Here is a 24,278-nt window from a genome sequence, read left to right as displayed (position 1 = left end):
AGGAGAAGGCCCCCGGTCACCGACCGGGGGCCTTCTTCCGTTCGCTACAGGTTCCAGCTCGTGCCGGTCAGCAGCTCGTACGCCTCGATGTACTTGGCGCGCGTCGCGGCGACGACCTCGTCGGGCAGCGCCGGCGGCGGCTCCTCGCTCTTGCGGTCCCAGCCGGAGGAACCGGTCAGCCAGTCCCGCACGAACTGCTTGTCGTACGAGGGCTGCGCGCGGCCCGGCTGCCACTGGTCGGCCGGCCAGAAGCGCGAGGAGTCCGGGGTCAGCACCTCGTCGGCGAGGATCAGCGTGCCGTCCTTGTCGAAGCCGAACTCGAACTTCGTGTCCGCCAGGATGATGCCGCGCTCCCGCGCGATGTCACGGGCCCGGCCGTACACGGAGAGCGTCGCCTGGCGCAGCGCGGCGGCGGTGTCCGCACCGACCTGGCGGGCCACCTCCTCGTACGACACGTTCTCGTCGTGCTCGCCGACCTCGGCCTTGGTGGCGGGCGTGAAGATCGGCGCGGGGAGCTCCGAGCCGTCCACGAGGCCCTCGGGGAGAGCGAGCCCGCAGACCGTGCGGGACGCGTTGTACTCGACCAGGCCGGAGCCGGTGAGGTAGCCGCGGGCGACGGCCTCCACGGGGACCATGTCGAGGCTCTGGCAGATCAGGGTGCGGCCCGCCCAGTCGGCGGGGGCGCCCTCCGGCAGGTCCTGCGAGATGACGTGGTTCGGGATCAGGTCCTTGAGCTGGTCGAACCACCACAGCGACAGCTGGGTGAGGACCTTGCCCTTGTCGGGGATCGGGGACGGCAGCACCCAGTCGTAGGCCGACATGCGGTCGGTGGCGACCATCACCAGGTCGCCCGCCTCGTTGCGGTACAGGTCCCGCACCTTGCCGGTGTGGAGATGTACCAGGCCAGGGACCTGCTCTGGCTCGGGCTTTTCGACGAATCCGGACACGGTGCCTCCCCGTGGTTCTGTACGAGTGGTTCCGATTCTCCCGTACGGGGGGACCGGATCCGGCCACGGGGCGGCCGGTGGGGCCGTGTGCTCAGTCTCGTTTGCAGATGCGGTCGAGGAGATTGGCCGTCGCGCGCTGGACGCGGGGGTCGATGTGGCCCGGCCGGTCCAGGGCCGGGGACCAGGCGAAGGTGCCCGACGCGAAGACCAGCGCGCCCGACGGCGCCCGGTACAACGATGTCTCCTGGTGGCGGCGGGTCCGCTCGCCGTCCCGGTACGGGGAGTGGGCGAGCAGGATGCGGTCCTGGTGCTCGGGCAGGGCCGTGCGCGGGAAGTAGCGGTCGGCCTCGCCCGCGACCAGGCCCTCGATCTCGTCGCCCTCGTGCGCGCCGGTCGCCTCCCACAGCCAGTGGTCCGCGTTCCGCACGACCAGGGGGTGGGGCTCGGGTACCCGGCCCGCGTACTGGATGCCGAGGAGCTGCTGCTCGGGCCGGTCGATCTCGCGCCACAGGGACGGCTTTCCGGGGCCCCGGCGCTTGCGGCAGGTCAGCAGGCGGTCGGGGACGCCGGACGCGGAGGGGCTCAGCTCGACCTGCCAGTACATCGTGTTGGCCGAGAGGAAGACGAGGGACGTGCCGTGCTCGCGGGCCTGCTCGGTGGTCCGCCGCATGTTCGCCGACCAGTACTCGTCGTGGCCGGGGAAGACCAGGCCCCGGTAGCGGGTCGGGTCGACGCGGCCCGCGTGCAGGTCCCGGGTGTCGGCGTAGGCGAGGTCGTAGCCGTAGCGCTCCGCCCAGCGGATGAAGTCGTAGGCGTGCCCGACATGCAGCGGCAGGCCCGCGCCCGCGTACGGGCGGTCGAAGGAGACCGTCGTCGCGGCCTCGCTCTCGCCGAGCAGCCGGCCCTCCTCGTCCCACGCGTGGTAGAGGCTGGCGCCGGTGTGGCCGTCCTCCGGATACAGGTTGTACGCCTGCCAGGTGATGTCGGGCAGGAGCAGCAGCAGATCGGCGGGCTCGCTGTCGCGGACGGTGAAGGGGATGTGCGAGCGGTAGCCGTCGAGCGTGGTCAGGACGGCCACGTACGCCCCCACGTTCCAGTACGACGGGATCTGCAGGCGCCAGGACAGCCACCAGTGGTGGCAGGAGACCGTGCGGTCGGCGGTCAGCGGCGCGGGCTGGACGATGCCGGAGAGGCGGGGGCTCGTGGTGATCTTGGAGGCGCCGTCGCCGCCGTAGTGGCCGATCCGGTACACGTCCACGGTGAACTGCTGGGGCGGATCGACCGTGATGTGGAAGTCGATCGCCTCGCCGGGCGCCGCCGCTCCGGTGGAGGTGAAGCCCTTGATCTGGCGGTGCACGTCGTCGGCGGTGCGGGGGCCGCTCGTGCGCGGGGCCGGGATCGGGGCGCCGCTCGTCGCGAGGTTCGTGGCTCCGGGCTGCGGGGCGTGGTCCACGTACCAGGGGACGACCTGGCCCGTGTCGTCGAAGTAGTGCTCGCTGCCGCGCAGCCAGGGCAGCGGGCCCTGGCCGAACGGGTCGGACACCGCGTGCGCCATCGCGCCGGACTCCCAGCGGGGTGTGCGGGGCCTCGGCGGCACCGGGTCCGCAGCCGCCCGCTCCCGCTCGTGCTCCTTGCCCGCGCTGTCCCGCCCCATGGCTGCGCCCCTCCCTCGCTCCCCCGAGATCGGCCCGGTCGCGGAATCGCTCCGCTACCGGTCCCAGCACATCACATTACGCACGCAGTCCGTCACCGTTCGTCGCTAATTGGCTGGAGGGGGCGGGAGTGGAACGTTGCCCTCCGGGGGGTGCGGGGTGGTGTACGGGGGGATTGGGGTGGTGCCGGTGGTTTGGCCGGGTGCGGGTGGGTGGGGGCTGGGCGCGCCCCGCGACGGAGTCGCTGATCGGATACAGCCCCGCGCCCCTGAAGGGCACACTCCGTGCGCCCCAGGGGCACGGAGTCGCTGATCCGGCACAGCCCCGCGGCCCTGAAGAAGGCACGCTTCGCGCGCCCCAGGGGCATGTCGGTCGCGCCCCGCCACGGAGTCGCTGGTCAGATAAGGCCCCGCGCCCCAGGGGGGTCAGACCAGGCGGACCGGTTTTTCCGGGCGGATGCCGAGGGTGGTCAGCCAGCCTCTGAGGGGCTCGGGGTCGCCGTCCTCGACCAGGCTCAGGACGCGCGGCGCGAGGTCGGCGGCGCGCTCGCCCTCGACCAGCAGCGACGGCCCGTCGAGCCAGTCCAGACCGGGAGCCGCGCCCGCCGTGTCGACGGCGGCGCAGCAGACCATCGCGACCACATGGTCGGCGAGGAGGTCGCGGCCGGTGCGCGGGGGCTGGAGCGGGAACAGGGGCAGGGCGCCCTCGTCCCACAGCGCCTCGTCCGGGCTCTGGCCCGCGGCGGGCGCGGGCGGCGCGGGGCGGGCCTGCTCCTCGCGGGCCAGCTCGGCGCCGATGCCGGCGGCGAGAGCGTCGGCCTCGGGGCGGGAAGGGACGCTCTCGTCGTCCTCGGGGGCGAAGCCGAGGGCCAGGCCGTGATCAGGGTCGAGCTCCGCCGCCGGGTCGCCCACGTCGTGGGCCGGCGGCTCGGCGGCCTCCCGCGCGGCCATCGTCTCCGGGTCGGCCGCGAGGTGGTCGAGGACGCGGGCCAGCGTCGGGCCGTGGGCCGCGGGGCCGGAGGGGCCGGGGCTGTGGACACCCAGCGCGTCCAGCACGCGGTGCAGCCGGGCCGCGTCCGCCCGCCACTGACGATCCACGACCTCGTCCGGGTACTCCTGCCAGTCGACCGGGGCCCAGTCCGGGCCGGGGTCGGCGGGGCCGCCGTGGAACAGCCGGGCGGCCAGCAGGGAGGCCGCCTCGTCGACGACTCCGGGCTCCTCCAGCAGGTCACAGGCGGGACGCTCGCCGAGCCGTGAGGCGAACGCGCCGTTCTGCGCGGCGAGGCGGTCGCGGCGGGACAGCTCGGTCAGGGCGGAGACCACGCCCGCGTCGAGCTGGGACGGCCAGCGGCCCATCCGCCAGGCCGGCAGCGCCACCCGGGTCAGCAGCCGGTCCCAGCCCGCGTAGGCGAGGCCGACCTGCTCCTGCGCGACGATCCGCAGGCCGTAGTCCACCGTCTGGGCGCGCTCGGCGGCTGCCGCGGCGACGCCGCGCTCCATCTCGCCCGCGTGGACGCGGCAGCTGCTCAGCATCAGCCGGGCGACCCGGCCGACTCCGGCGAGGACGAGGCGGGAGAGCGGCCCGCGGCCGGGGGCGGCGGCGACCGCGACGGCGGCGTCCAGACCGCGGACGAAGCGCCGGGCCGCGGCTATGTCGGGGTGGGCCGAGGGGCCCGTACCGGCGACCACCGGCGCGAGGACGGCGCGCAGCTCACCCACGCGCATCCACCACAGGAAGGGGGAGCCGATGACGAGGACCGGGGCGACCGGAGCCGCCGGGGAGTTCCCGTCCGGCCCTTCGAGGCCGTCGGGCCCGGATATGCGGCGGCGGGGGCGCGGCGGGCCGTGCGCGGGGTGCGTCCGGTCCTCCAGCCAGCTGTCGCAGTCCGGGGTGAGGGCTATCGCCGAGGGCGCCGGAACGTCCAGGCGGTCGGCCAGGTCCCGCACCAGGCGGTACAGATCGGGGGCCGTCTCCTCGGCGATCGGGACCGTCGGGCTGACGGCGGGGCGGGCCCGCGCCACGACCAGGGCGATGCCCGCCGCGGCGAGCAGCACGACCACGGCGCACGCGGTGACGATCCCGCGCGCGACATCCCAGCCGGCGCCCGTCAGATGGCCCGTGGTGCCGCCCGCGAGCAGGATCACCGCGGCGGCTGCGGGCAGCAGCGCCAGTGCGGTCGCCCTGCTGCGCACGCGCAGCACCGCGAGCGCCCGGGCCCGCGCACTTCGCGCACCCGCCTCCGCACCCGTACCGGACACGATCGATGTCACCCCCTGCTGCCTGTGCCTGCTGTCCGGCCGCGGACTCGCGCCCACGGCAGGACCCTGGTGGCGTTGCTCACTCCCCCACTGTGGCACCCGCCACTGACATCGCAATGCCGGTGGTCCGTATGGTTCTGTCCGGTCTCGCGGATGCCCGAACTCCGTGCGCCGCACCATAGTTGGGCGTCGCGGCAGCGTCAGCCGGATGGGTCAGCGGTCACTCGATGGAATGGCTTTGGGTAAAGGATGGGTGACAGGAAAGGGCCGGGCGGGGGAAGGTGACACCCTCCCCCGCCCGGCCCTTCAGGTACGCCGGTCAGCTCTCGTCGGCGGCCTTCGCGGCGATGTCCGTACGGTGCTGGGAGCCGTCGAGGCCGATGCGGGCCAGGGCGGTGTACGCGCGCTCGCGGGCCTGCGTGAGGTCCGTGCCGGTCGCGGTGACGGACAGGACGCGGCCACCCGCGCTGACCACCTGCCCGCTCTTCTCGTCCCGCTTCGTGCCCGCGTGCAGCACGTACGCGTTCGGGGCGTCCTGCGCGGCCACCTCGACGAGCCCGGTGATCGGGTCGCCGGTGCGCGGGGTCGCGGGGTAGTTGTGCGAGGCGATGACGACGGTCACGGCCGCGTCGTCGCTCCAGCGCAGCGGCTCCAGGTCGGCCAGCGTGCCGTTCGCGGAGGCCAGCAGGACTCCGGCCAGTGGAGTCCGGAGCCGGGCCAGGACGACCTGGGTCTCCGGGTCGCCGAAGCGGGCGTTGAACTCGATGACGCGGACGCCGCGGCTGGTGATCGCCAGACCCGCGTACAGCAGGCCGGAGAACGGGGTGCCGCGCTTCTTCATCTCGTCGACGGTCGGCTGCAGCACCGTGTCCAGGACCTCCTGGACCAGCTTCGGGTCGGCCCACGGCAGCGGCGAATAGGCGCCCATGCCACCGGTGTTGGGGCCCTCGTCGCCGTCGAGCGCGCGCTTGAAGTCCTGCGCGGGCTGGAGCGGGACGACCGTCTCGCCGTCGGTGATCGCGAAGAGCGAGACCTCGGGGCCGTCGAGGAACTCCTCGATGACGACGCGCTCGCAGGCGTTCGCGTGGGCGCGGGCGGCCTCGACGTCGTCGGTGACGACGACGCCCTTGCCGGCGGCGAGACCGTCGTCCTTCACGACGTACGGAGCGCCGAACGCGTCCAGCGCCTCGTCGATCTCGGCGGGCGTCGTGCACACGTAGGAGCGTGCGGTGGGCACACCGGCGCCGGCCATGACGTCCTTGGCGAACGCCTTGGAGCCCTCCAGCTGGGCGGCCGCGCCGGACGGACCGAAGACGGGGATGCCGATCGCGCGCACGGCGTCGGCGACTCCCGCGACCAGCGGGGCCTCCGGGCCGACGACGACGAGGTCCGCCTCCAGCTCGCGGGCGAGGGCGGCGACCGCCGCGCCGTCGAGGGCGTCGACCGCGTGCAGCTCGGCGACCTCGGCGATGCCTGCGTTGCCAGGAGCACAGTGCAGGGCGGTGACGGCGGGGTCGAGGGACAGGGAGCGGCACAGGGCGTGTTCGCGGGCGCCGTTACCGATGACGAGGAGCTTCACGCGGGCCAGCCTAGTCTGCGGCTGTTGTGCGGGCCGCCTATGGGTGGGCCTGCGTGGATTTGTGGGTTCGCACAAGCGGGGCACCGGCGGACTGGAACCGTGGGCTACTCGTTCGTGAACTCTTCCAGCACCGTCGCGCCGAGCTCCCTGACGATCAGGTCGTGGCCGGACAGCGACTTCTCGTCCAGATCCGGGTCGTCGGCCTCGGGGGTGTCGTCCTCCGGGGAGACCGACATGCGGGGCGGCGGCTGCGGGGCCGCCGGCTGTGCGGGGGCGGGGGCCGGAGCCGGGGACGGGGCCGGTGCGGACTGCGGGGCCGGGCGGTCCGGGGCGGGGGCCGCCGGGGCCGGGGGCGGGGTGTAGCCGCCACCGCCACCGCCGTAGCCGCCGCCTCCACCTCCGTAGCCGCCCGGCGCGGGGGGCGCGGGGGCGCCGCCGGACGCGTCGACGACGGCGTCGATCTTCCAGTTCACATGGAACTGCTCGGTGAGCGCCGCCTTCAGCACCTCCTCGCTGCCGCTGCTCGCGAAGTTGTCCCGTGCGCCCGCGCTCGCGAACCCGAGCTGGAGCGTGGCGCCGTCGAAGCCCGTCACCTGGGCGTTCTGGCTGAGCAGGATCCAGGTGAAGCGGCGCTTGTTCTTCACCGCCTCCAGGATGTTCGGCCACAGGGTGCGGGGGTCCGGGCCGCCGACGGGGGCGGCCTGAGGCACGGGCGCGGGCGTGGGCGCCGGGGCGGACTGCTGCGGGGCCGGGGCGGGGGCCGCCTGCGGGGCCGCGGGTGCGGGCGCGGGGCCCGAACCGGCCGCGGCCGCCGTGGGCCAGCCGCCGGGGCGCCGGGCGCCGCCCGCGGGAGCGGCGGTGGGCCAGGCACCGGGAGCCGACGCGGCCGGGGCGGCCTGGGGCTCGGGCTGAGCGGGGGGCTGGGCCACCGGGGCGGGGGCCGGAGGCTGGGCTTCCGCCGCCGGAGCCGGGGTGGGGGCAGGGGCCGGTGCGGGAGTCGGAGCAGGTGCCGGGGCGGCCGGCGGCGGGGTCGCGGGCGCCGGAGCGCCTCCGCGCACGGCCGCGCGGGCCGCGGCAGGGCCGCCGCCGGGCGGGACCGGAGCGGCGTGCGCCTCGGGCCCGGGCACGTACGCCATCGCCGGGGCGGGACCCTGCCCGGCCGGGGTGAAGGCGCCGCCGGCACGCTCGATGCGGTCGAGCCGGGCCATGACGGAGCGCTCGTCCCCGTAGGCCGCGGGCAGCAGGACGCGCGCGCAGATCAGCTCGAGCTGGAGCCGCGGGGAGTTCGCCCCGCGCATCTCGGTCAGGCCCTCGTTGACGAGGTCGGCGGCGCGGCTGAGCTCGGCGGCACCGAAGGTGCTCGCCTGGGCCTGCATCCGCTCGACGACATCGGCGGGCGCGTCGATCAGCCCCTTCTCGGCGGCGTCCGGGACGGCGGCCAGGATCACGAGGTCCCTCAGCCGCTCCAGCAGGTCCGTCACGAACCTGCGCGGATCGTTGCCCCCCTCGATGACGCGGTCCACGACCTCGAAGGCGGCGGCCCCGTCCCCGGTGGCGAAGGCCTCGACCACGGAGTCGAGCAGCGACCCGTCCGTATAACCGAGCAGACCCGTCGCCATGGCATACGTCACACCGTCCTCGGCGGCGCCGGCGAGGAGCTGGTCCATGACGGACATCGAGTCACGCACGGAGCCCGCGCCGGCCCGCACGACGAGCGGCAGCACCCCGTCCTCGACGGGGATGGCCTCCTTGCCGCAGACCTCGCCCAGGTAGTCGCGCAGGGTGCCGGGCGGCACGAGCCGGAAGGGATAGTGGTGCGTACGCGACCGGATCGTCCCGATGACCTTCTCGGGCTCGGTGGTCGCGAAGATGAACTTGAGGTGCTCCGGCGGCTCCTCGACGACCTTCAGCAGAGCGTTGAACCCCGCCGAGGTGACCATGTGGGCCTCGTCGATGATGTAGATCTTGTACCGGCTGCTCGCCGGGCCGAAGAAGGCCTTCTCGCGCAGGTCACGGGCGTCGTCCACACCACCGTGCGACGCGGCGTCGATCTCGATGACGTCGATCGAACCCGGCCCGTTCCTCGCCAGGTCCTGGCAGCTCTGACACTGACCGCAGGGCGTGGGCGTGGGCCCCTGCTCGCAGTTCAGACAACGGGCCAGGATGCGGGCACTGGTCGTCTTGCCGCAGCCGCGCGGACCACTGAACAGGTACGCGTGATTGACCCGGTTGTTCCGCAACGCCTGCTGCAACGGGTCAGTGACATGCTCCTGACCGATGACCTCGGCGAACGACTCCGGGCGATAACGGCGGTACAGCGCGAGAGACGACACGCCTACGAGGTTATAGGCGACCACTGACAACCCGGGCCCCGGCGACCTCGGCGCGGGCTCCCCCCGCCCCGGAAACGCAAAACGCCCCCCACGCACCCGCCAGAGCCGACCTACCCTTGCTGCCTTCCGGCCCTGGGGGAGTTCAGTCAGATAGCGCCGCGTGGGGAGCTTGCGGACAGAGTACATGCTCGGAGCGGGTGGGAACGAGTTCGCGAGCACTCCCTCCGGTCATGTAATGTCTCCAGCGGAGGATTCGCCTAGAGGCCTAGGGCGCACGCTTGGAAAGCGTGTTGGGGGCAACCCCTCACGAGTTCGAATCTCGTATCCTCCGCACTCGCCCGTCAGGGCAAACGAAGGGCCCCGCCGGTGACCGGCGGGGCCCTTCGTTGTTCCTCGAGAAGGCCGCCCGCGACATGGCGGTACCCGCCCGCGTTCGCGAAGCCGCCCCTCCCGGCCCGGCCCATGACCTGGCGATGACGCGATCCGGCCCCAGGAGTCGGCGCCGTCCCGCGACGTGTCGGGCAGAGAGGTCGGCCAGGGCGACGCGCGGGCCACTGTCACTCCGGCATGTCCGTCGGCGGACATCGATCATGGAGCCGCGCGCACGTCGCTCATCGCGAGCCCGAACCAGGCGGCGGCCAAACCGTTGAGGGCTCAAATCGCCCTGGCTCTCGACCATATGATGCGGCATCAGACGTGACTCGGAGGGGGTCCACATGCCGTCGGACGAGAAGCAGCAGGAAGAATCGGAGTTCGAGGCCGAGGTCCTGCGGATCTCCCGCGCGCTCTTCGCGCCGGAGAACGAGTTCCAGGGGTCCACTTACATCGGCACCGCAGAACGTGACGGTGTCTTCATCGGTCCGGACTCGGTCACGATCGTCGAGTGCACGGTCTCGCGACGCAAGGACAAGGCCGAGAAGGACGGCAAGAAGCTCTACGACGCCTGCCTTGCCATGGCCCGGAAACACCCGTTCAAGTCCGTCAAAGGCTTCTTCGTCACCCGCGACGAACCCACCGCTGACCAGCGCACGGTCGTCAAGGGCTTCGGTCCCCCGCTCATCGCCTGCAGCTTCGCCCAGCTGCGAGGGCAGCTTGTCGACTCCCTGAAATACCTCGAGCTGCGCGGCTCCTACCCCTTCGGCAGCGCGCGCGAGCCGAGCAGCGGCGACCACGAAGCCCTGAAGCCCTACGTCGCCGTTGATCCGGTGGAGAGCACCACGGGCGAACCGTTCTCGATAGCCCGTGTGGCCGAGGAGGTCAGGAACGGCAAGCCCGTGCTCCTGTACGGCGATTACGGGGCCGGCAAGAGCATGTTCCTGCGTGAGCTGTACCGACGTCTGGCGAAGGCCCACCGCAAAGACAGGTTCGGGCCCTTCCCCATCCTCCTCAACCTGCGTGATCACCAGGGCCAGGTCTACCCGGTGGAGGCGCTGGAGCGACACGCTCGCGAGATCGGCTTCCCGGCGCCCGCACAGCTGGTCCGCGCATGGCGTTCCGGTGATGTGACGCTCATCCTGGACGGCTTCGACGAGATCGCGACGCCCGGCTGGATCGGTAAGACGTCGGCCATGCGAGACATCCGTCGCCGCTCCGTGGAACTGGTGCGCCGATTCTGTCGCGATTCGCGCCCCTCGACCTCCGTGGTTCTCGCGGGCAGGGCGCACTTCTTCGACAGCGAAATCGAGATGCGTACCGCGCTGGGCGCCCGTGACGGGTCCCTGTCCCTGATGGCGGGCGAGCCAACCGAGGAACAAGCGAAGAGGATCCTGGATGCCTACGGCTGGCACGACGCGCTTCCGGATTGGCTGCCCTCGCGGCCTCTGTTGCTGAGCTACTTGGGATCATCGAGCGCCCTCCAGGGATCCGTCGAAGGGACGTTCGGCCGCTCGGCGGGTGAGGGCTGGCACATGATGCTGGACCGCATCGCCGAGCGGGAGGCCAGCATGGAGGTGGGCGTGGATGGGTTCACCATCCGCAGGGTGCTGGAACGGCTTGCCACACAGGCCCGGCGCTCCACAGACGGACTGGGCCCGATCTCGCAGGAAGAGCTGACGTCCGTCTTTCAGTCCGTGTGCGGCTACGCCCCGGATGAGGGCTCGTACCAGCTTCTGCAGCGACTCCCGGGGCTTGGAGCGATGGATCGCGTCGACGGCTCCCGGCGCTTCGTGGACGTCTCGCTTGCCGACGCCGCCCGCGCGGGCGACGTCGTGACCAGCATCCTCGAACCGAACGCGGACAGCCCGCTGCTGGAGATGACGGGCAGCATCGCTTGTCTGGACGAGGTCGGTATCGACGTGGCCGCTGTGCGGCTGGAGGCAGAGAGCACCGCGAGCCCGGGACGTGCCTACTCATCTGCCAGCGCTTTCCAACACCGGGGAGTCTCTGATTCCGTCATCGCGGACATCGTCCGCGTCGCCGCGCGCCTGTGGCCGGGGGATGAGTCGCGCGCACCGCTTTCCATCCACGAGGTCGAGCTTCGCAGCTTCTCGCTGACAGCCGACGCCAAGGGCTACGACTGGCTGAGTTTCCACGACTGTGTGATCCAGGAACTCGACCTCACCGACCATGACGGATACGCGCTCCCGCACTTCCAGAACTGCCTCATCGGGCAGATGACCGGTGTGGCCGGCTGGGCGGCGTTGCAGCCGGGCCGGTTCGTCGAGTGCGAGGTGGCCCAGTTCGATGCACAAATGTCGACAGCCAAGGGCATCCTCGCTCTGAAGACGACACCGCTCAACAAGGTCCTCCTCACGATATTGAAGAAGATCTACGCGCAGCGAGGCACTGGGCGAAAGGAGTCCGCTCTCTTCCGCGGACTGGACGCCAAGCACCGCCAGCTCGTGCCCGAGGCCTTGCAGCGGCTCGCCACAGAGGGCTTTGTCACCACCGCCCGATCCAACAGCACCCAGATCTATCTCCCGGTGAGGGGGATGGCGAGCCGGGTCCGGCGCATCCTCCAGGCCCCTCAGTCGAGTGCCGACAGCCTCCTTGAGTGATTTCGGGTCAAGCTCTCGTCTGCGCCGAATCGTCCCGCCGGGGCAGATGGAGGTCCCGATCACTCAGCGGTCGGGACCTCCGCCGTTGTGCGAGACGCTCTGCGCCACCTGCCCGACGACACCCAGAAGGCCACGGCCGAAGTCCGTCGGCGCGACCAGCAGACCGAGGACGAGCACGATCGACACGGTCAGCCACTGGTCGGAGCGACTTCGTGCCTGCACTTTGCGGCGGATGCGGAAGTAGACGATGACGGCCAGCACCAGTGCCAGGTTCAGCGTCACGATCACGAGTCCCACTCCCCCTCAGGCCGGAACGACGCCGCCGGAGGTGCATGACAGCACGCATGGCTCACAGAAGGTAGGGGGCGCATCACCTACAGCGATGGCTTTTCGGTCAAGGATGGTGCCCCGTCGCGCGTTCAGGCATCGGCGACGTGCGTCTTCGGCTCGGGACCCGCTCCCCTTCAGCCGATTCCGACGCGTCACGCCCACGGGGCGATCCGGACCGCTCGGTGCCCCGTTCCTACTCCCCGTCGAACCCCGTCCCCCGCGACACCTTCTCCCACGCCGTGATCTCCGTGCGGATGCCGTCCAGGTGGGCGGTGATCGCGTCGACCGCGTCGGGGCCGAGGGGGAGGCGGAGGGGGGTTTCGGGGGCGGTGAGGGCCTGGAGGATGGCGGTGGCGGCCTTCTTCGGGTCGCCGGGCTGGGTGCCGCCGCCGTCGCGGACCATCGCGCGGGTCGCGCCGGCGGTCTCGGCGTAGGCGGGGTGCTCATCGGAGAAGTAGGCGGCGTCCTTGCCGAAGAGGTTGGTGCGGAAGGCGCCCGGTTCGACGATGAGGACCTTGATCCCGTACGGGGTCACCTCCGCGGAGAGGGCCTCCGAGAGCTGTTCGAGGGCCGCCTTGGTCGCGCTGTACGCGGCGAAACCGGCGAAGGAGAGCTGGCCGCCGACGCTGCTCATGTTCACGATCGCGCCGCTGCCCCGCTCCCGCATCTGCGGCAGCAGCGCCCGGGTCAGCCGGGCGGGGCCGAAGACGTGCAGGTCGAAGAGGTCGCGGAGTTCCTGGTCGGTGGTCTCCTCGAAGGCGCCGACCTGGGTGCGGCCCGCGTTGTTGACCAGGACGTCGACGCGGCCGTAGCGGGCCAGCACGTCCGCGGCCACGGCGTCGACGCGGGCGCCGTCCGTGATGTCCAGGGCGAGGGCCTCCACCCGGTCGGGGTGCGCGGCGACCAGGTCGGCCAGGGCCTCGGGGCGCCGGGCCGTGCCGATCACCGTGTCGCCGGACGCGATCGCCGCCTCCGCGATCGCCCGCCCGAATCCGCTCGTCGCGCCGGTCACCAGCCAGACCCGCCCGGTCGACACCTTCGTACCGCTCGTCGCGCTCGTGTTCGTCATCGCTCGTTCTCCCTCGTGTGGTGCGGCTGGTGTCCATCCTTCGGCCCGGAGGCGGGGCGCGTCCAAGACCCGTTGTGATAGCCGTTGGTTATGGATGTCCATGGGCGGGATCTTCGCTACTTCGCTTACGTGGCCGAGGAGTTGAGCTTCACCCGGGCCGCCGAGCGGCTGTTCGTGTCGCAGCCCGCGCTCAGCAAGCAGATCCGGATGCTGGAGAAGCAGGTCGGGGCGGAGCTGTTCACGCGGGACCGGCGGGCGGTGCGGCTGACCTCGGTGGGGGAGGCGCTGCTGCCGTACGCGCGGCGGATGCTGGAGGTGTGGGAGGACGCCGAGGGGGCGGTCGGGCGGGCGCGGGCCGCGGCGGCGCACACGCTGGTCATCGGGATGTCGACGAGTCCGGGGCGGGGGCTGCTGCCGGCGTTGCGGGCCCGCCTTCTGGACCGGTCGCCGCAGGCGCGGCCGGTGCTGCGGCAGGTCAACTGGGCCGATCCCAGCGCCGGGCTGGCGGACGGGTCGAGTGATGTGGCGTTCGTGTGGCTGCCGCTGCCGGACGGGGAGCGCTACCGGTGCGTGGTGGTCGCCGAGGAGCCCCGGCTCGTGGCCCTGCCGCAGCGGCATCCGCTCGCGGCGCGGGCCGAGGGCGAGGGGGCCGTGGACTTCGCGGAGCTGCTCGACGAGCCGTTCCTCGCGCTGCCGCCCGAGGCCGGACCGCTGCGGGACTACTGGCTGGCGCTGGACGCGCGGGGCGGGCGCCCGGCGCGGATCGGCGGTGTTGTGGCCAGCGCCGAGGAGACGTACGAGGGCGTGGCCAACGGGCAGGGGGTCGCGCTGCTGGCCGTCGGCAACGCGCCGCTGGTCGTCCGCGACGAGGTGATCGCCGTGCCGGTCCGGGGCGTGTCCCCGTCCCGGCTCGCGGTGGCCGCCCGCCGGGGCGACGAGCGGCCCCTGGTGGCGGCCTATCTGGCGGCGGCGGACGCCGTCAGCTCTTCTCTTCCTTCCGGCGGGTGAGGACAGGGCGCAGCGCGTCCAGGACGGTCGCGTCGTCGACGGTCGACGGGACGGGCTCGTCGCGGCCGTCGGCGATGCCGCGCATCGTGCGGCGCAGGATCTTCCCGGAGCGGGTCTTGGGCAGGGCGGCGACGACCGCGACGTCCTTGAGCGAGGCGACGGCGCCGATCCTCTCCCGTACGAGCTGGACGAGTTCGGCCTCGACATCGGACTCGGCGCGCTCGACGCCCGCCTTGAGGACCACGAAGCCGCGCGGGACCTGGCCCTTCAGGGAGTCCGCGACGCCGATCACGGCGCACTCGGCGACGTCCGGGTGGGAGGCCAGGACCTCCTCCATGCCGCCCGTGGACAGGCGGTGGCCCGCGACGTTGATGACGTCGTCGGTGCGTCCCATGACGAAGACGTAGCCGTCCTCGTCGACGTGGCCGCCGTCGCCGGTCAGGTAGTAGCCGTCGTACGCGGAGAGGTAGGAGGCGACGAAGCGGTCGTCGTCGTTCCAGAGCGTGGGCAGGGCGCCGGGCGGCATCGGGAGCTTCACGACGATGGCGCCGTCCTCGCCCGCGGGGACCGGCTTGCCGGACGCGTCGAGGACCTGGACGTCCCAGCCGGGCAGCGGCCAGGTCGGGGAGCCGGGCCGGACCGGGGCGAGCTCGATGCCGGCCGGGTTGGCGACGATCGGCCAGCCGGTCTCGGTCTGCCACCAGTGGTCGAGCACGGGGATGCCGAGCAGGTCGCTCGCCCAGTGGTAGGTCTCGGGGTCGAGGCGCTCCCCGGCGAGGAAGAGGTACTTGAGGCCGGAGAGGTCGTAGCCCTTGGTGAACTCCCCCTGGGGATCGGCCTTCTTGATCGCGCGGAACGCGGTCGGGGCCGTGAACAGCGTCTTCACCCCGTGCTCGGCGGCCACCCGCCAGAACTGGCCCGCGTCCGGCGTCCCGACCGGCTTGCCCTCGTAGAGGACCGTGGTGGCGCCCGCGAGCAGCGGCCCGTAGACGATGTACGAGTGGCCGACGACCCAGCCCACGTCGGACGCCGTGAACATCACCTCGCCGGGGCCCACGTCGTAGACCGCCTCCATGGACCAGCGCAGCGCGACCGCGTACCCGCCGCTGTCCCGGACGACGCCCTTGGGCCTGCCGGTCGTGCCCGAGGTGTAGAGGACGTACAGCGGGTCGGTGGCGGCGACGGGCACGCAGGGGACGGGCTGGGCGTCCCGCATCTCGGCGGCCCACTCCACGTCACGTGGCCCCAATTCGCCCTCGTACTGGGGCCGCTGGAGGACGACGCACTTCTCCGGCTTGTGCGCGGCGAGCTCGACGGCCTGGTCGAGCAGGGGCTTGTACCGGACGACGCGGGAGCCCTCGATGCCGCAGGACGCGGAGACGACGACCTTGGGCGCGGCGTCGTCGATCCGCACCGCCAGCTCGTTCGCCGCGAAGCCGCCGAAGACGACGGAGTGCACGGCGCCGATGCGCGCGCACGCGAGCATCGCGATCGCGGCCTCCGGCACCATCGGCATGTAGATCACGACCCGGTCCCCGCGCCCGACCCCGAGGCCGTCGAGCACACCGGCGAACCGGGCCACCTCGTCGCGCAGTTCGGCGTACGTGTACGTGCGCGTGGTGCCCGTGACGGGCGATTCGTGGACGAGGGCCGGCTGGTCACCGCGGCCCGCGTCGACGTGCCGGTCGAGGGCGTTGTGGCAGACGTTCAGCCGCCCGTCGGGATACCAGTGGTAGAAGGGCGCGCGGGAGTCGTCGAGCGCCCGCGTGGGCGCGACGTCCCAGTCGATCGCACCGGCGGCCGCGAGCCAGAACCCTTCGGGGTCCTCGGTGCTCGCGCGGAACACTTCCTCGTACGACGTCGTCATCGTGCGTACCTCTATCCGGTCACTCCGGTTGCACCCGTCTGGACGGGAACACGATCAGGTCAGGCCGTCACCGCCGTCAACAGGACCGCCGCGTCCGTGAGGGCCGTCAGGCCGTGGCGTTCCTGGGGGATCGCGTGGAGTTGGCCCTCGGTGAGGGTGATGTCGCCGGAGACGGCGGTGAGGCGGACGCGGCCTCGGATGACCTGGAGGGTGGCGGCGACGGGGGCGTTGTGCTCCTCCAGCGCGTTGCCCTCGGTCAGGGCGATGACGCTGAGGCGCAGGGGGTCCTCGCGGATCAGGAGTTCGGCGCTGCGGCCGTGCGCGGCGGCCCGGGCGGCGGTCAGATGGTCCTCGGCCAGGGCGGTGAGGTCGTGGGTGGTGGTCATGGGGCCAGGGTCCCGCGCGGCGGCGCCCGGCGCGATGTGTGTCAGCCGATCGGGCCCGGCGGCGGGCAGGTGCGGGCGACGGTGTCGGCGAAGGCGCGGGCCAGCGGGGAGAGGGCCGACCAGCGGCGGACGGCCCAGCCGACCTGGAGCGGCGGCAGGCAGGGCACCGGGACCAGGGTGAGGCCGGGGTGGCCGGGGCCGCGCAGTCCGGGCAGGTCGGGGACGACGGCGTGGCCGAGGCCGAGCTCGGCGAGGTGGACGGCGGTGTCCCAGTCGGCGATGCCGGTGCCGGTCGCGGTGGAGCGCGGGATGCCGAGCTCGGCGAACCGGTCGTCGAGGTGGCCGCGGGACGTGGAGTGCTCGGGCGGCAGGATGAGCTGGGCCGAGTCGGTGAGGTCGGCGGGGCTCGCGGCGGTGGCGGCGGCGAGCGGGTCGTCGGCGCGGACGGCGAGCACCCAGGGGAGTTCGACGACGGGGCGCAGTTCTATGCCGCGGGCGGGGGTGCCCATGGTGATCCAGGCGAGGTCCAGGTCGTGCGCGGCGAGCGCCTCGAAGCAGCTGCGGCTGGAGCTGACCGTCTGGAACTCCAGGCTGACCTGCGGATGAGCGCGCCGGAAGTCGACGATCGCCTCGGCCATGAAGTGCCGTACGGACGTGGCGCCGGTGGTGACCCGCACCGAGCCGCTCTCGCCGCGGGCGAGGTCGCCGAGCCGGCGCAGGGCCTGGTCGAGGGCGCCGATGCCGTCGGCCGCGGCGGCCTGGAGGACGCGTCCGGCGGGGGTGGGGACGACGCCGCGCGGGTGCCGCTCCAGGAGGCCGATGCCGACCTCCTTCTCCAGTCGTTTGACGTGCTGGCTGACGGCGGACTGGGTGCAGGAGAGGTCGCGGGCGACGGCGCTGAGGCTGCCGGCGCGGCACACGGCGACGAAGACGCGGAGGTCGTCGAGGGTCATGGGCCGACAACCTACCCAAGATCCAAGCCATTGCTTGGACATGTGCAAGAAAACCCGAGGATTGACTTGGGTCAGGGCTGGGGCGGACGATCAACGGCGGGGCAGCCCAGGGCGGCAACCCGCCGCGGAGGTCGCGAACTCCCGGCGGGTGCCGACCCGTTCAGCCGTACAGAAGGCCGTTCAGCCGAGAGGGCCGTCCGGCCGTACAGAGGGAGTCACATGGACATCTGGGAAGCCGTGGCGATCACGGCCGCCGGAGTCGCCGCCGGCGGCATGAACGCGGTGGTCGGATCCGGCACCCTGATCACCTTTCCGACCCTGCTCGCCTTCGGCGTACCGCCGGTCCTCGCGAACGTCTCCAACAACGTCGGCCTGGTGCCGGGTGTCCTGAGCGGCGCCTACGGCTACCGGCGCGAACTGCGCGGCCAGGGCGCCCGGTTGCTCCGCTTCGGCGCCGCCTCGCTGCTCGGCGGGCTCGGCGGCGCACTGCTCCTGCTCACCCTGCCCGCCGCCGCGTTCCGCGCGATCGTGCCGGTGCTGATCCTCACAGCCTGCGTCCTGGTGCTGCTCCAGCCGCGCCTGAACCGCTGGGTGGCGCGGCGCCGCGGCGAGGCCTCCCGCACCGACGGCGGCGTCCCGCTCTGGCTCGGCGTCCTCGGCACCGGTGTCTACGGCGGCTACTTCGGCGCCGCCCAGGGCGTGCTCCTGATGGGCATGTTCGGCGCGGTGCTCCATGACGACCTGCAACGCCTGAACGCGGCCAAGAACGTGCTCGCGTCGCTGGTCAACGGGGTCGCCGCGGTCGTCTTCATCGCGGTCGCCGATGTCGACTGGACGATCGCCGCGCTGATCGCGGCCGGTTCGACGGCGGGCGGCCTGCTCGGGGCGCGGCTCGGCCGCAAGCTGCCGCCGGCCGCGCTGCGCGGCGTGATCGTCACCGTGGGCGTCACGGCCTCCGCGTTCCTGGTCGCCCGCAGCTGAGGCCATTAGGACGTGAACTACCGGCTGTAGAAGGCCAGTCGGGCGCGCTTCTCCGGGAGGTGCACCTCGGGCAGGTCGACCTCCGGGAGCACGATCTCCCCGGCCGCCTCGAACCCGGCGCGCTCGAAGAGGGCCACGGCCTTGGCGTTGCGGGCGTCCGGCTCGACGACGACCCGCCGCCGCCCGAGCCCGTCCAGCAGGTACGCCATGAGGACGCTCACCAGCACCTGTGTGAACCCGGGCACGGCGCCCCCGGGACCGCTCGGCGCGACCAGCAGATGGGCGCCGATGTCGCCGTCCCGCACGGCGTAGCACTCGCTGACCCGGTCGGCCTCCGGCTCGTACGTCTGAAAGAGGGCGATCGGGGTGCCGTCGAGGCGGACGAGGAAGGCGTGGTGGGTGTCGAGCGTGGCCATGTGGGCGTAGACGCCGCGCACGTCCTCGCGGCCGATGCCGGTCATGCCCCAGAACCGGGCCCGCTCCTCGCTCACCCAGCCGTGCAGGACGTCGATGTCGGCGCCCTCCGGGTCCAGGGGCGTGATCCGGAAGGTGCCGAAGCCGTCCACTGCCTGTGTGTGCACGTGGGTCACGGGTGCTGCTCCTCGGTGAGTTGGGCGAAGTCGGTGACGAGCGGGGCGAGTTCGCCGCGCAGCCACAGGGGGAGCTGGTCGCGGTGGTGGGCGTGACCGGGGACGCCGGAGGCGCCGAGGGGGACGATCCAGCGGCTGTTCGCGCGGTCGGCGAGGTCCCACACGTAGCGGGCGGCCGGCCCGCGCGCGCTGCACTCGGTGACGCCGGGCACCCCGGACGTCGACAGCACGCAGTCGTGGTCGCCGTCGAGGCCGGGCCACGCGGCGTCCGGGTCGGGCAGCGCCTGCCAGGGCGCGAGCCGGTGCAGCTCGCCCCAGGTCGCGGCGGAGGGCTCGGCCGCGACCTCCTCCACGGCTTCCCGCACGGCCGCGAGCCGGTCCGCGTACGGGATCGTGTCCAGGCTCAGCAGGTTCTCCAGGCCGTACGCGACGCGCGGTACGAGCGCCAGCCACGGGCGGAAGACGTCCGGGTAGGCGGGCATCAGGCCGGCGAGCGGGGCGAGCGCCCGGTGCGCGGCGATGCGCCGGACGACGGCGGCGCGGACCCGGGCGTACGCGGCGGCGAGCGCGCTGTCCGCGTCCATCCGCCGGTCCCAGCCGAGGAGTTCACCGCGCAGTACGGCTGCCTCGGGGGACAGACCGTCGAGTGCTTCTCCGTCGGGTGCTTCTGCGTCGGGTGCTTCTGCGTCGAGTGCTTCTACGAGGGTGAGGAGCGGGCCCGCCGAGGGGAGCAGGGTGTCGGTGTGCACGGCGCGCATGCCGTCGGCGTCCCAGACCGGGCGGCCCGCGAGCAGTTCGGTGATGCGGCGGGCGCGGTGCGGCGGGGCGAACTCGACGCCGAGCGGGGCGGCGAGGGAGCGCTCGTTGGCCATGACGGCGACGCCGGTGTCGATCGCGGCCCGGGGCAGCGGCTCCGTCCGGCCGCGCCAGGCATACCGCTTCTCCCACGCGGGCACGACCCGCAGCCTGTTCTCGGGGTCGCGGTCGGGGACGGTGCCCGCGACCCGGTGCAGCAGGCCGCCCGCGGTGTCGGCGGCCAGCACGACATTGACCGGCTCGGCCCAGCGGTCGAAGGCCCGGTCGACGTCCGCGACGGTCCGGGCGCGCAGCAGGGCGGGGAGGGCGGCGAAGCCCAGGTCCTCGTAGACGCGGGCGGGCTGGCGCAGGCTGATGCCCTCGCCCTCGGCCCCGCCCTCTGCGGGCCCGCCGATGACGACGACGCCGCGCCGGGTCTCGACGACCTCGACGCCCGCCTCCTCGTGGGCGTACGCACGCTCCCAGCCGTCGGGGCCGAACGCCTCGACGCCGCCGTCCGGGGTGCGCCGCAGCCGCTCCCGGTACAGGTCCTGGTAGTCGGCCATGGCGTTGGTGATGGCCCAGGCGACCTCGCCGGCGTGTCCGAAGTGGCCGATGCCGGGGACGCCGGGCACGGCGAGCCCGGCCACGTCGAACTCGGGGCAGGCGAGCCGGATCTGCTGGTAGACGCCGGGGTCCTCGATGAAGCGGTGCGGGTCGCCGGCGAGCAGCGGGGCGCCGCTCGCGCTGCGCGTCCCGTCCACCAGCCAGCCGTTGCTGCCGCAGGTGCCGGGCCCGTCGGTGGCGAACAGCTCCACGGCGTCCCGCCCGAGCCGCCGCACGACCTCGTCCCGCCACAGCTTGGCCGGGAACCCCGCGAACAGCACGTGCGTGGACAGCCAGATCCCGAGCGCCGTCCACGGCTCCCACGTGCCGGGTGCGATCCCGGCCCGCGCGAACTCGGGCCTCCGCGCCGCCTGGAGACCGGCGTCGATCCCCTCCGTGTACGCGTCCAGCCAGGTGCGGGTGTCCGCGTCCAGGGCCGCGTGGCAGCGGCGCGCGGTGTCGGCGAGGCGCGCCCGCCGCGCGAACCGGTCCCAGCCGGCCGCCTCCGCGCCGAGGAAGCCGGCGGACGTGCCGAGCACCCGGTGCCGCTCGACCTCGATCTGCCAGGCCCGGTCGACGGCCGTCACGTACCCCTGCCCGTACGCGAGGGACAGCGCGTCGCCCGCCCGCAGATGGGGGACCCCCCACGCGTCCCGGAAGACCTCGAACCGCACGCCGCCCCACTCCCCTTCGAATTAATTAGGGAAGCCTAACCTAATAACTACTCCAGGTCGGCTGGCAGCCCCCGCACCCACCCGCGATCATCGACATATGAGCCGCATGGACGTCACCCTCCACCTCGCCCAGGACCCGGCCGCCGACGAGCTGCTCGGGCGCAGTCCGCTCGCCGCGCTCGTGGGCATGCTGCTCGACCAGCAGGTGCCCATGGAGTGGGCGTTCGCCGGGCCGCGCACGATCGCCGACCGGCTCGGCACCGACGACCTCGACGCGCACGAGATCGCCGCGTACGACCCCGAGGCCTTCGCCGCGCTCCTCTCCCAGAAGCCGGCCGTGCACCGCTATCCGGGCTCCATGGCGAAGCGGATCCAGCAGCTGTGCCAGTACCTCGTCGAGCACTACGACGGGGACGCGGCGGCCGTCTGGGAGGGCGTCGGCACCGGCAAGGAGCTCCTGACCCGGCTGAACGACCTGCCCGGCTTCGGCAAGCAGAAGGCCCAGATCTTCCTCGCCCTCCTCGGCAAGCAGCTCGGCGTCCGCCCCAAGGGCTGGCGCGAGGCCGCCGGCGACTACGGCGCCGCCAAGTCCTTCCGCTCCGTCGCCGACATCACGGGCCCCGACTCCCTGACCAAGGTCCGCGCCCACAAACAGGAGATGAAGGCGGCGGCGAAGGCGGCGAAGGCCGCGAAGTCGGGCTGACGCGCCCCTGGGAGCGCACGAAGTGCGCCCTCCAGGGGCGCGGGGAACTGCGCGAGCAACCACGACGCACCCGTCACCCGGCGACGAACCCGCGACCGGCAACAGCGGCACCCCCAGGGGCTCCGCCCCGGCCCCCGCTCCTCAATCGCCGGAGAGGCTTGATCGTCCCGACCCACCGCCGTCAGGCGCGCGAAGAGACCACTTGGCGACGCCTCCTGGGGGCGCGGAGGCCTTCGCGGATCCTTGGGGGGCGCCGAGGTTTTCGCAGGTCCTGGGGGCGCGGAGGATTGCGCGGATCCCTGAGGGCGCGCAGGATTTCGCAGGCCCTGGGGGCGCACGAAGTGTGCCTTCAGGGGCGCGGGGAACTGCGCGAGCAACCACGACGCACCCGTCACCCGGCGACGAACCCGCGACCCGCAACGGCGGCACCCCCAGGGGCTCCGCCCCCGCCCCCGCTCCTCAATCGCCGGAGGGGCTTGAGGAGCGAAGCCGGAGTTCAGCGCCGCCGCGTGCCGAAGATCGACCGGGAGATCTCTCGCCCCAGCTGCGTCCCCATCGACCGCGCCAGCGACTTGAAGATCCCGCTGCCCACGACCTGCTCGACCAGCGACTCGTCCTCCTTCGGCGCGGCCCGCCGCGAAGGCGCCGGGGCGGGAGCCGAGGCAGGGGCAGCGGCGGGCTCGGCCGCGTTCAGCTTCTCGTAGGCCGACTCCCGGTCGACGGCCTCCGCGTACCGCCCGTACAGAGAAGACTCCCGCACGGCAGCGGCCAGCGCCTCCGCCGCGACGGGTCCCATCAACGACTCCGGCGCCCGCAACCGCGTCGCCGCCACCGGCGTGGGCGCCCCGTTCTCGCTGAGCACGGTGACCACGGCCTCCCCGGTCCCCAGCGACGTCAGCAGCTCCTCCAGGTCGTACGCCGCGTTCGGGAACGTCTTCACGGTCGCCCTGAGCGCCTTCTGGTCGTCGGGCGTGAAGGCCCGCAGCGCGTGCTGCACCCGGTTGCCGAGCTGCGCGAGCACATCGCCCGGCACGTCCTTCGGCGTCTGCGTCACGAAGAAGACGCCGACCCCCTTGGACCGGATCAGCCGCACGGTCTGCGTGATCGACTCCAGGAACGCCTTCGACGCGTCCTTGAACAGCAGATGCGCCTCGTCGAAGAAGAAGACGAGCTTCGGCTTCTCGACGTCCCCGACCTCCGGCAGCGCCTGGAACAGATCCGCGAGCAGCCACATCAGGAACGTGGAGAACAGCTGCGGCTTGTCCTGCACGGCCGGCAGCTCCAGTACGGAGACCAGGCCCCGCCCGTCGGACGCCGTCCGCAGCAGCTCGCTCGTGTCGAACTCGGGCTCCCCGAAGAAGTCGCCCATGCCCTGCGCCTCGAACGTGGTCAGGGACCGCAGGATCACCCCTGCGGTCGCGGCCGACAGCCCGCCGATCCCCTTCAGCTCGGTCTTGCCCTCGGGCGAGGTCAGGAAGGTGACGACGGCCCGCAGGTCCTTGAGGTCGTAGAGCTCCAGGCCCTTCTGGTCGGCGTAGTGGAAGATCAGGCCGAGGGACTGCTCCTGCGTCTGGTTGAGCCGCAGCACCTTGCTGAGCAGGACCGGGCCGAAGCTGGTGACGGTCGCGCGCAGCGGGATGCCGGTGCCGATGCCGCCGAGCGCGTAGAACTCGCAGGGGAAGCCGGTCCCGGACCACTTCTGGCCCACCTGACCGGCCCGCTCGCGCACCTTGTCGCCGTCCTGGCCGGGCGCCGAGACCCCGGAGAGGTCGCCCTTCACGTCGGCGAGGAACACCGGCACGCCCTGCGCGGAGAGCTGCTCCGCGACGAGTTGCAGGGTCTTCGTCTTGCCGGTGCCGGTGGCGCCGGCGACGAGCCCGTGCCGGTTCAGCATCGTGAGGGGGATGCGGATCTGCGCGTCGGGGCGGCTCGCGCCGTCCCAGACGAGTGCGCCGAGGTCGAGCGCGGGACCCGTGAAGGCGTATCCGGCGGCGATCTCCCGCGCCTCGGCGGGCAGCTCACCGCCCGGCGTCAACCCGGCGCCGCCGTCTGACCCGGACGGGCCCGATCCGCCGCCCTGGTCGCCCGCCTTCGGCTCGCTGTCACTCATTTCAGGCCCCTGTCCCCGGCTGCCGTGATCCCAGTACATCCCGTTTCTGCACGGTATTTCCCAGAGTCGCACTCGGTCTCCATGGCTGCGCCCGGTGAGGCTCGCCCGGTAGGCTTTCCGTGTGATCTTCAAGCGCATCGGAAACGGCCGGCCGTACCCCGACCACGGCCGGGAAAGCACCCGGCAGTGGGCGGACGTCGCGCCGCGCCCGGTCCGCCTCGATCAGCTGGTGACGACCAAGGGCCAGCTCGACCTGGAGACCCTGCTCGCCGAGGACTCGACGTTCTACGGCGACCTCTTCGCGCACGTCGTGAAGTGGCAGGGCGACCTGTATCTGGAGGACGGACTGCACCGCGCGGTCCGCGCCGCACTCCAGCAGCGCCAGGTCCTGCACGCGCGCGTCCTCGAACTCGGCTGACAGCCCGGCGCCGGTCCGCCCTC

Annotated in this window: 18 protein-coding genes, 1 tRNA gene and 1 other RNA gene; 6 read left to right on the top strand and 14 right to left on the bottom strand. The window is 72.9% G+C overall.

The window, feature by feature from the left end:
• Window positions 1-44: 44 nt before the first annotated feature.
• The 6 genes from ACZ4E1_RS33735 to ffs all read right to left on the bottom strand — a co-directional run bounded on the left by ACZ4E1_RS33735 (window position 45) and on the right by ffs (window position 8,942).
• Entirely contained in the window at window positions 45-947 is a 903-nt protein-coding gene (locus tag ACZ4E1_RS33735; RefSeq protein WP_467546695.1) for a phosphoribosylaminoimidazolesuccinocarboxamide synthase, read from the bottom strand.
• 91 nt (window positions 948-1,038) lie between these two features.
• On the bottom strand, window positions 1,039-2,502 hold the full coding sequence (locus ACZ4E1_RS33730) for a N,N-dimethylformamidase beta subunit family domain-containing protein (RefSeq protein WP_467546794.1): 1,464 nt from the start codon (window positions 2,500-2,502) through the stop codon (window positions 1,039-1,041).
• Window positions 2,503-3,024: 522 nt separating this feature from the next.
• Window positions 3,025-4,857 (bottom strand): M48 family metalloprotease, encoded by a 1,833-nt coding sequence (locus ACZ4E1_RS33725; protein WP_467546792.1) that lies wholly within the window; start codon window positions 4,855-4,857, stop codon window positions 3,025-3,027.
• Window positions 4,858-5,176: 319 nt separating this feature from the next.
• The gene (purD, locus tag ACZ4E1_RS33720; RefSeq protein ID WP_467546694.1) at window positions 5,177-6,436 is read right to left on the bottom strand and encodes a phosphoribosylamine--glycine ligase; all 1,260 of its coding nucleotides are present in this window, start codon (window positions 6,434-6,436) and stop codon (window positions 5,177-5,179) included.
• A gap of 104 nt (window positions 6,437-6,540) precedes the next feature.
• Window positions 6,541-8,769 (bottom strand): DNA polymerase III subunit gamma and tau, encoded by a 2,229-nt coding sequence (locus tag ACZ4E1_RS33715; RefSeq protein ID WP_467546692.1) that lies wholly within the window; start codon window positions 8,767-8,769, stop codon window positions 6,541-6,543.
• Between the two features lie 74 nt (window positions 8,770-8,843).
• Window positions 8,844-8,942, bottom strand: an RNA gene (gene ffs / locus ACZ4E1_RS33710) — signal recognition particle sRNA small type.
• A 73-nt stretch (window positions 8,943-9,015) separates the two neighbouring features.
• Between ffs and ACZ4E1_RS33705 the strand changes: the two genes are divergently transcribed.
• Both ACZ4E1_RS33705 and ACZ4E1_RS33700 read left to right on the top strand, forming a co-directional pair.
• A tRNA-Ser gene (locus tag ACZ4E1_RS33705) sits at window positions 9,016-9,100 on the top strand.
• Between the two features lie 385 nt (window positions 9,101-9,485).
• Entirely contained in the window at window positions 9,486-11,765 is a 2,280-nt protein-coding gene (locus ACZ4E1_RS33700; protein WP_467546690.1) for an NACHT domain-containing protein, read from the top strand.
• A gap of 63 nt (window positions 11,766-11,828) precedes the next feature.
• Here the strand turns inward: ACZ4E1_RS33700 and ACZ4E1_RS33695 are convergent, their stop codons facing one another.
• Together ACZ4E1_RS33695 and ACZ4E1_RS33690 are read right to left on the bottom strand one after the other, a co-directional pair.
• Entirely contained in the window at window positions 11,829-12,053 is a 225-nt protein-coding gene (locus ACZ4E1_RS33695) for a hypothetical protein (protein ID WP_467546688.1), read from the bottom strand.
• A gap of 235 nt (window positions 12,054-12,288) precedes the next feature.
• Window positions 12,289-13,164 (bottom strand): oxidoreductase, encoded by an 876-nt coding sequence (locus ACZ4E1_RS33690; protein WP_467546686.1) that lies wholly within the window; start codon window positions 13,162-13,164, stop codon window positions 12,289-12,291.
• A 90-nt stretch (window positions 13,165-13,254) separates the two neighbouring features.
• On the opposite strand from ACZ4E1_RS33690, the gene ACZ4E1_RS33685 reads away from it, so the two are divergent.
• Window positions 13,255-14,172: a LysR family transcriptional regulator gene (locus ACZ4E1_RS33685; RefSeq protein ID WP_467546684.1), complete on the top strand. Its 918-nt coding sequence runs from the start codon at window positions 13,255-13,257 to the stop codon at window positions 14,170-14,172.
• On the opposite strand, the gene ACZ4E1_RS33680 is transcribed toward ACZ4E1_RS33685, so the two are convergent.
• From ACZ4E1_RS33680 to ACZ4E1_RS33670, 3 genes are read right to left on the bottom strand one after another with little or no spacing between them, the layout of a single operon-like run.
• Window positions 14,144-16,039, bottom strand: coding sequence for a propionyl-CoA synthetase (locus tag ACZ4E1_RS33680; protein WP_467546682.1), 1,896 nt, complete (start codon window positions 16,037-16,039; stop codon window positions 14,144-14,146). The two genes, ACZ4E1_RS33685 and ACZ4E1_RS33680, sit on opposite strands and share 29 nt — an antisense overlap.
• Window positions 16,040-16,098: 59 nt before the next feature.
• The gene (locus tag ACZ4E1_RS33675; protein WP_467546680.1) at window positions 16,099-16,425 is read right to left on the bottom strand and encodes a cupin domain-containing protein; all 327 of its coding nucleotides are present in this window, start codon (window positions 16,423-16,425) and stop codon (window positions 16,099-16,101) included.
• A 41-nt stretch (window positions 16,426-16,466) separates the two neighbouring features.
• Entirely contained in the window at window positions 16,467-17,378 is a 912-nt protein-coding gene (locus ACZ4E1_RS33670; RefSeq protein ID WP_467546679.1) for a LysR family transcriptional regulator, read from the bottom strand.
• A 219-nt stretch (window positions 17,379-17,597) separates the two neighbouring features.
• Between ACZ4E1_RS33670 and ACZ4E1_RS33665 the strand changes: the two genes are divergently transcribed.
• Window positions 17,598-18,359 carry a sulfite exporter TauE/SafE family protein gene (locus tag ACZ4E1_RS33665; RefSeq protein ID WP_467546677.1) on the top strand — a complete coding sequence of 254 codons (762 nt, stop codon included), beginning with the start codon at window positions 17,598-17,600 and terminating at the stop codon, window positions 18,357-18,359.
• Between the two features lie 17 nt (window positions 18,360-18,376).
• Here ACZ4E1_RS33665 and ACZ4E1_RS33660 read toward each other — a convergent pair whose 3' ends face one another.
• Together ACZ4E1_RS33660 and ACZ4E1_RS33655 are read right to left on the bottom strand one after the other, a co-directional pair.
• On the bottom strand, window positions 18,377-18,949 hold the full coding sequence (locus ACZ4E1_RS33660; RefSeq protein WP_467546675.1) for a GNAT family N-acetyltransferase: 573 nt from the start codon (window positions 18,947-18,949) through the stop codon (window positions 18,377-18,379).
• The gene (locus tag ACZ4E1_RS33655; protein ID WP_467546673.1) at window positions 18,946-21,024 is read right to left on the bottom strand and encodes a penicillin acylase family protein; all 2,079 of its coding nucleotides are present in this window, start codon (window positions 21,022-21,024) and stop codon (window positions 18,946-18,948) included. The genes ACZ4E1_RS33660 and ACZ4E1_RS33655 overlap by 4 nt, the downstream gene beginning before the upstream one ends.
• A 106-nt stretch (window positions 21,025-21,130) precedes the next feature.
• Between ACZ4E1_RS33655 and ACZ4E1_RS33650 the strand changes: the two genes are divergently transcribed.
• The gene (locus ACZ4E1_RS33650) at window positions 21,131-21,727 is read left to right on the top strand and encodes an HhH-GPD-type base excision DNA repair protein (RefSeq protein ID WP_467546790.1); all 597 of its coding nucleotides are present in this window, start codon (window positions 21,131-21,133) and stop codon (window positions 21,725-21,727) included.
• A 496-nt stretch (window positions 21,728-22,223) separates the two neighbouring features.
• Here the strand turns inward: ACZ4E1_RS33650 and ACZ4E1_RS33645 are convergent, their stop codons facing one another.
• A complete protein-coding gene (locus ACZ4E1_RS33645) occupies window positions 22,224-23,837 on the bottom strand; it encodes a helicase HerA-like domain-containing protein (RefSeq protein ID WP_467546671.1) in 1,614 nt (537 codons plus the stop codon).
• 121 nt (window positions 23,838-23,958) lie between these two features.
• Here ACZ4E1_RS33645 and ACZ4E1_RS33640 point away from each other — a divergent pair, with 121 nt between their 5' ends.
• Window positions 23,959-24,255: a type II toxin-antitoxin system VapB family antitoxin gene (locus ACZ4E1_RS33640; RefSeq protein WP_003955420.1), complete on the top strand. Its 297-nt coding sequence runs from the start codon at window positions 23,959-23,961 to the stop codon at window positions 24,253-24,255.
• Window positions 24,256-24,278 lie beyond the last annotated feature (23 nt).

This window comes from Streptomyces sp. NPDC025806 (assembly GCF_055558275.1).
This window is presented reverse-complemented; position numbering and strand designations above follow the sequence as displayed.

Coding starts and splice junctions, on each gene's coding strand:
- ACZ4E1_RS33685 (WP_467546684.1), top strand. CDS start 13,255: ATGGATGTCCATGGGCGGGATCTTCGCTACTTCGCTTACGTGGCCGAG.
- ACZ4E1_RS33650 (WP_467546790.1), top strand. CDS start 21,131: ATGGACGTCACCCTCCACCTCGCCCAGGACCCGGCCGCCGACGAGCTG.
- ACZ4E1_RS33665 (WP_467546677.1), top strand. CDS start 17,598: ATGGACATCTGGGAAGCCGTGGCGATCACGGCCGCCGGAGTCGCCGCC.
- ACZ4E1_RS33690 (WP_467546686.1), bottom strand. CDS start 13,164: ATGACGAACACGAGCGCGACGAGCGGTACGAAGGTGTCGACCGGGCGG.
- ACZ4E1_RS33670 (WP_467546679.1), bottom strand. CDS start 17,378: ATGACCCTCGACGACCTCCGCGTCTTCGTCGCCGTGTGCCGCGCCGGC.
- ACZ4E1_RS33680 (WP_467546682.1), bottom strand. CDS start 16,039: ATGACGACGTCGTACGAGGAAGTGTTCCGCGCGAGCACCGAGGACCCC.
- ACZ4E1_RS33645 (WP_467546671.1), bottom strand. CDS start 23,837: ATGAGTGACAGCGAGCCGAAGGCGGGCGACCAGGGCGGCGGATCGGGC.
- ACZ4E1_RS33700 (WP_467546690.1), top strand. CDS start 9,486: ATGCCGTCGGACGAGAAGCAGCAGGAAGAATCGGAGTTCGAGGCCGAG.
- ACZ4E1_RS33675 (WP_467546680.1), bottom strand. CDS start 16,425: ATGACCACCACCCACGACCTCACCGCCCTGGCCGAGGACCATCTGACC.
- ACZ4E1_RS33730 (WP_467546794.1), bottom strand. CDS start 2,502: ATGGCGCACGCGGTGTCCGACCCGTTCGGCCAGGGCCCGCTGCCCTGG.